The organism is Corynebacterium sp. NPDC060344 (assembly GCF_042725215.1).
Taxonomy (GTDB): Bacteria; Actinomycetota; Actinomycetes; order Mycobacteriales; family Mycobacteriaceae; genus Corynebacterium.
Map to the genome: position 1 here is coordinate 1 of NZ_JBHXCS010000024.1, position 4,752 is coordinate 4,752.

The following is a 4,752-nucleotide window of genomic DNA, read 5'->3' on the forward strand; positions in this document are numbered from 1 at the left end:
GCCCCGGACCTCCCCTGTGGGTCCGGGACTCCTTCGCGTCATCGGTCCTAGGCCTTGACCTCGGCGTTCTGGCAGGCCGTCAGCAGCCAGCGGCCGTCGTCGCCGCGGGTCATCACGTACAGCGGGGCGCCCTCGGAGTCGCCCTGCGCCGAGTGGTAGACCTGGCGGACCTTGACCGCGGCCACGTCGGGGCGCAGGAACTGCAGGTGCGCCACCTCGTAGGTGACCCGGCCGTCCCAGTTCGACGCGGGCAGCACGGCCCGGGTGAACTCGGCGATCGCGTCGAGGCCGATGAGCACCTTGCCGTGCGCGGTGGTCCAGAGCGCGTCCCGGTGGAAGAGGGCGAGGAAGCCTTCCGGATCCTTGGCCCGCTGGGTGCGCTCGACGGTGGCGACGACCTGCCTGATCGCTTCGACGTCCGCGGGGGCTCCGACGGACGGGTGCTGTTCGCTCATGGATCGATCGTGCTTCCTCAAGCATGGTTGAGGTCAAGCGATATGATCACATTGCCGTATGACCACGACGAAGACCCTCTACCTGCTCTGTTCCGCCGCCCCGCCCGTTTTCGACGTGGCCCGTGTGATCGAGGACGCCCAGGCCCGCGGCTGGGACGTCTGCCTCGGGCTCACCCCCACCGCCGCGCACTGGGTCTCCGGGAGCCTGGACGGGCTCGCCGTCCTGACGGGGCATCCGGTGCGGTGGCAGTACAAGTTCCCCGGGGAGGCCGACGTATGGCCGGCGGCCGACGCCCTGCTCTTCGCCCCGGCCACCTTCAACTCCCTCAACTCCTGGGCACTCGGCCTGACCGACCGGTTCGCCGTGGGCGTGGCCGCCGAGGCGGTCGGCAAGGAGGGCGTCCCCGTCGTCGCCATGCCGTGCCTGAACTCCGCCCTCTCCTCCCACCCGCAGTTCGACCAGTCCCTGGCCGTCCTGCGCGGCGCCGGCGTCACCGTCCTGTACGGCGATGACGGCTTCACCCCCGGCCCGGCCGGCCCGGACGCCCCGCCGCACTTCCCGTGGCAGACGGCCCTGGACGCGGTGACGAACGGCCGGTGAGCGGCCGGGCCAGGACGGGCCGGCTGCGCTGTTCGTCGGTCATCGGGCGATGCTCACAGACGTACGCCGCCCCGCGCACGCCATTTCACATGCCGGATCCCGCGCCCGCCTCGAGCTGCCGGAAGAAGGCCCGGACGTCCCCCACCAGCAGCTCCGGCACCTCCATCGCGGGGAAGTGGCCGCCCTTGTCGTAGGAGGTCCAGCGCACGACGGTGTCGGTGCGCGCGGCGACGTGCCGCAGCGGGATGAAGTTGTCCCGGGGGAAGTCGGCGAGCGCGGTCGGGGTGCGGGAGACCTCGGGCGGCTGCCCGTAGTAGTCGGCGTGGGCCCGCTCGTGGTAGATCCGCGCGGCGGAGCCGGCCGTGCCGGTCAGCCAGTACAGCATCACGTTGGTCAGCACCTGGTCCCGGTCCGGCGGGCAGGCCGGGTCGCTCCACTCGGCGAACTTCTCCCCGATCCAGGCCAGCAGCCCGACGGGCGAGTCATTGAGGGCGTACGCGAGGGTCTGCGGGCGGGTCGCCTGGATGTCGGCGTAGCCCTGCCGCTCGCGCGCCCAGGTCCGATACCGCTCCCAGGAGGCCCGCGTGCGCTCCCGCTCGGCCTCGTCCAGCGGCGCGAGTTCCTGCTCCGTGGGCTCCGCGGTGGCCCCGCCGCCCGGCAGCAGGTTGAGGTGGACCCCGCTGACGCGGTCGGGGTGGAGGCGGCCCAGTTCCCGGGAGACCGCCGCTCCCCAGTCGCCGCCCTGGACTCCGTACCGCTCGTACCCGAGTCTCTGCATCAGCACCGCGAAGGCGCGCGCGACCCTCTTGAACTCCCAGCCCCGCTCGGTGGTCGGCCCGGACAGGGTGAAGCCGGGGATCGACGGCAACACCAGGTGGAAGGCGTCGGCCGGGTCCCCGCCGTGTGCCCGGGGGTCCGTCAGGGGGCCGGCGACACGCTGGAACTCCACGAGGGAGCCGGGCCAGCCGTGGGTCATCAGCAGCGGCCGGGCGGCCGGTTCGGGCGAGCGCAGGTGCGCGAAGTGCACCCGGGCCCCGTCGATGACGGTGGTGTACTGCGGCCAGGAGTTCAGGCGCGCCTCGGCGGCCCGCCAGTCGTACCCGCCGCGCCAGTGGCGGGCGAGCGCGCGCACCTCGCCGAGCGGCATCCCGTACGCCCGGCCCGCGTCCGGCAGCTCGTCGGGCCAGCGGGCCCGGTCCAGCCGCTCGGCCAGGTCGTTCAGCTCGCGCTGCGGCACGTCGAGCCGGAACGGCCGCGCCCACTCACCAAGATCGCTCATGCGGTGGATGGTAGGGGTGGGCGGGGCCGCCGCTCACGCCGCATAGAGGTCGAAGGTCGACCCCCGCTTGGGACCGGCCGCCACGTCGAGCGCCGGATCCACGGTCAGCATCGCCTGGTGCAGCCGCTGCAACTGCGGCGACGGCTCCACGCCCAGGTCTTCGATCAGCCGGCCGCGCAGCCTGCGGTACACGTCCAGGGCCGTGGCCTGGCGCCCCGACCGGTACAGCGCGACCATCGCCTGCGAGTGCAGCCCCTCGTGCTGCGGGTGGCGGGCGATCAGCTCGGTGAGCTCGGCGAGCAGTTCGGTGTGGCGCCCGAGCCGCAGGTCCACATCGATCCGCCGCTCCACGGTGACCAGCCGGCTCTCCTCCAGCCGCATCACCTCGATCTCCAGGATCGGCCCCACCCGTACGTCGACCAGGGCCGGCCCCTGCCACAGCGCCAGCGCGGCGCGCAGCAGGTCCGCCGCGCTCTCGTCGTCGCCGCCCTCGAACGCCCGCTGCCCCTGGCCGACGAGGCTCTCGTACTCGTGCACGTCCACCGACTCCGGCGGGATCTGCAGCAGGTAGCCGCCGTGCCGGGTGGCCAGCACGTCCTTGGCGCCGCCGGGCTCGCCGGGGCCCATGGCGGTGCCGAGTCTGCGGCGCAGTTGGAGTATGTACGTCTGCAGGGTGGTCAGAGCGCTCTGAGGCAGGTCGGTGCCCCAGATCTCTTCCATGAGCGTGGGCACCGGCATCACCCGCCCCGGGTACAGGGCGAGGAGCGTCAGGATCTGCCGCGGCTTGCGGGCGGTCGGGACGATCGAGCCCCCGTTGACCTCAGCACTCAACGGACCCAGAACCTGAATTTTCACGGTCTCCTCCGTAAGTCGTCGAATTCCCCTCGTATTTCGGCCTTCGACTGAGGCACGGTAGCCGGGCCCTGCGCAATGTCTCCGAATTCTCGAGGCCCTTTTGAGCCCCTCTCCACGGGTCAAACCGCCGGTCGGCGGCCCTGTCAGTCCCGTGTCCCGCCCACCTCCCGTGCCGGGGCCGGTGGTGCTGGCAACCGCGGTCCGCCGGTTTCACCCGCGAATATCGCGGCGGTTGCCCATTTCGTCGACCGTGTGTCCGGTTGTGATGTGGGGGAAATCCGTTCCGGGACGCTCGGCTCGCGATCGGTCTGCTTCTGTTTCTGTTTCTGCTTTCGGCGGCTGTGGCACGGGAAGCGGTGCCTTCCACAGCGGAAGCACCGCGCCGCCGCGGGTCCCGCCCGGATCCCCGTGCCCGTACCCCTTCACACCCCGGTCCGTCAGATCCGTACGAGGCGCTCGCCGTCGGCCTCGCCGGCCGCGGCCAGGCTGTCCGGGCCCGCCATGAGGATCGAGCGCTGCAGTCGCCGCAGCGCGGCGGACGGCTCCAGCCCGAGCTCGCGTACGAGGGTGGCGCGCAGCCGCTGGTAGACGTCCAGGGCCTCGCCGCGGCGGCCGGAGCGGTGCAGGGCGAGCATGAACTGCCCGTGGAGGTTCTCGTGGGTGCGGTAGCGGCTGGCCAGCACGGTGAGCTCGGCCAGCAGTTCGCGGTGGCGGCCCAGTCTCAAGTCGGCCTCGATGCGCTGGTCGAGCGCGCACAGCCGGGTCTCCTCCAGCCGCAGCGTCTCCATGTCGAGCTGGGCCCCGCCGTGTACGTCGGCGAAGGCGGAGCCGGACCACAGTGCCAGGGCCTCGCGCAGCATCCGCGCGGCGCCGGGGAAGTCCCCGGCGTCCATGGCCCGGTAGCCCATGCCCGCGAGCCGGTCGAACTCCCGGACGTCCAGCTTGCCGCCGCCGCTGTCCAGCAGGTAGCCGCCGGGCAGGGTGACGAGCACGTCCTTCGCGGTGCGCTCGGGCCGTTCGGCTCCGTCCGCCTGCCCCGCGGCCGCCTCGTCCTTGCGCTTGCCCGCCTCCAGCGCGGTCGCGATGAGCGCGCGCAGTTGCAGGACGTAGGTCTGGAGGGTGGTGCGGGCGCTGCGGGGCGGCTCCTCGCCCCACAGCTCCTCTATGAGTGCCGCGACGGGCACCACTTGGTCCGCGTGCAGCGCCAGGAGCGCCAGCACTTGGCGGGGCTTGGGGGCGGTCGGCGTGATCGAGACACCGTTCACCCGCACCGCCAGTGCGCCCAGTACATCGATGTTCACGCTGAATCCCCCTGGTCCGTGGATGAGTCTCGCCCCACTCAAGGCTTGACCAGTAAAAAACAGGGCTAACGGTTTGTCAATATCAAACCGTCCACGCTGTTTTTTATAGGCAGATGCGAGCCCGTCGCGAGCACAGGGCACCTGACCTGCACTTTTATCCAATCCAGAAAGATCGGAATCGGGGAGCCGCCCGCCGCAGGCTCCCCATAGGTGGATCAAAGGGGCACTACAGCGACGCTATCCAAATAGAAGAGACCGATC

The 4,752-nt window shown here is 71.5% G+C and carries 5 protein-coding genes; 1 reads left to right on the forward strand and 4 read right to left on the reverse strand.

The window, feature by feature from the left end; genetic code table 11:
* Positions 1–47: 47 nt before the first annotated feature.
* Entirely contained in the window at positions 48–455 is a 408-nt protein-coding gene (locus ACFWGD_RS12975) for an SgcJ/EcaC family oxidoreductase (RefSeq protein WP_377779102.1), read from the reverse strand.
* A 58-nt stretch (positions 456–513) separates the two neighbouring features.
* Here ACFWGD_RS12975 and ACFWGD_RS12980 point away from each other — a divergent pair, with 58 nt between their 5' ends.
* Positions 514–1,056, forward strand: coding sequence for a flavoprotein (locus tag ACFWGD_RS12980; protein ID WP_377779103.1), 543 nt, complete (start codon positions 514–516; stop codon positions 1,054–1,056).
* 85 nt (positions 1,057–1,141) lie between these two features.
* On the opposite strand, the gene ACFWGD_RS12985 is transcribed toward ACFWGD_RS12980, so the two are convergent.
* The 3 genes from ACFWGD_RS12985 to ACFWGD_RS12995 form a co-directional block, all read right to left on the reverse strand.
* Entirely contained in the window at positions 1,142–2,335 is a 1,194-nt protein-coding gene (locus ACFWGD_RS12985; protein WP_377779104.1) for an epoxide hydrolase family protein, read from the reverse strand.
* A gap of 33 nt (positions 2,336–2,368) precedes the next feature.
* Entirely contained in the window at positions 2,369–3,190 is an 822-nt protein-coding gene (locus ACFWGD_RS12990) for a BTAD domain-containing putative transcriptional regulator (protein WP_377779105.1), read from the reverse strand.
* Positions 3,191–3,627: 437 nt separating this feature from the next.
* Positions 3,628–4,491 carry a BTAD domain-containing putative transcriptional regulator gene (locus ACFWGD_RS12995; protein ID WP_377779106.1) on the reverse strand — a complete coding sequence of 288 codons (864 nt, stop codon included), beginning with the start codon at positions 4,489–4,491 and terminating at the stop codon, positions 3,628–3,630.
* Positions 4,492–4,752: the final 261 nt, after the last annotated feature.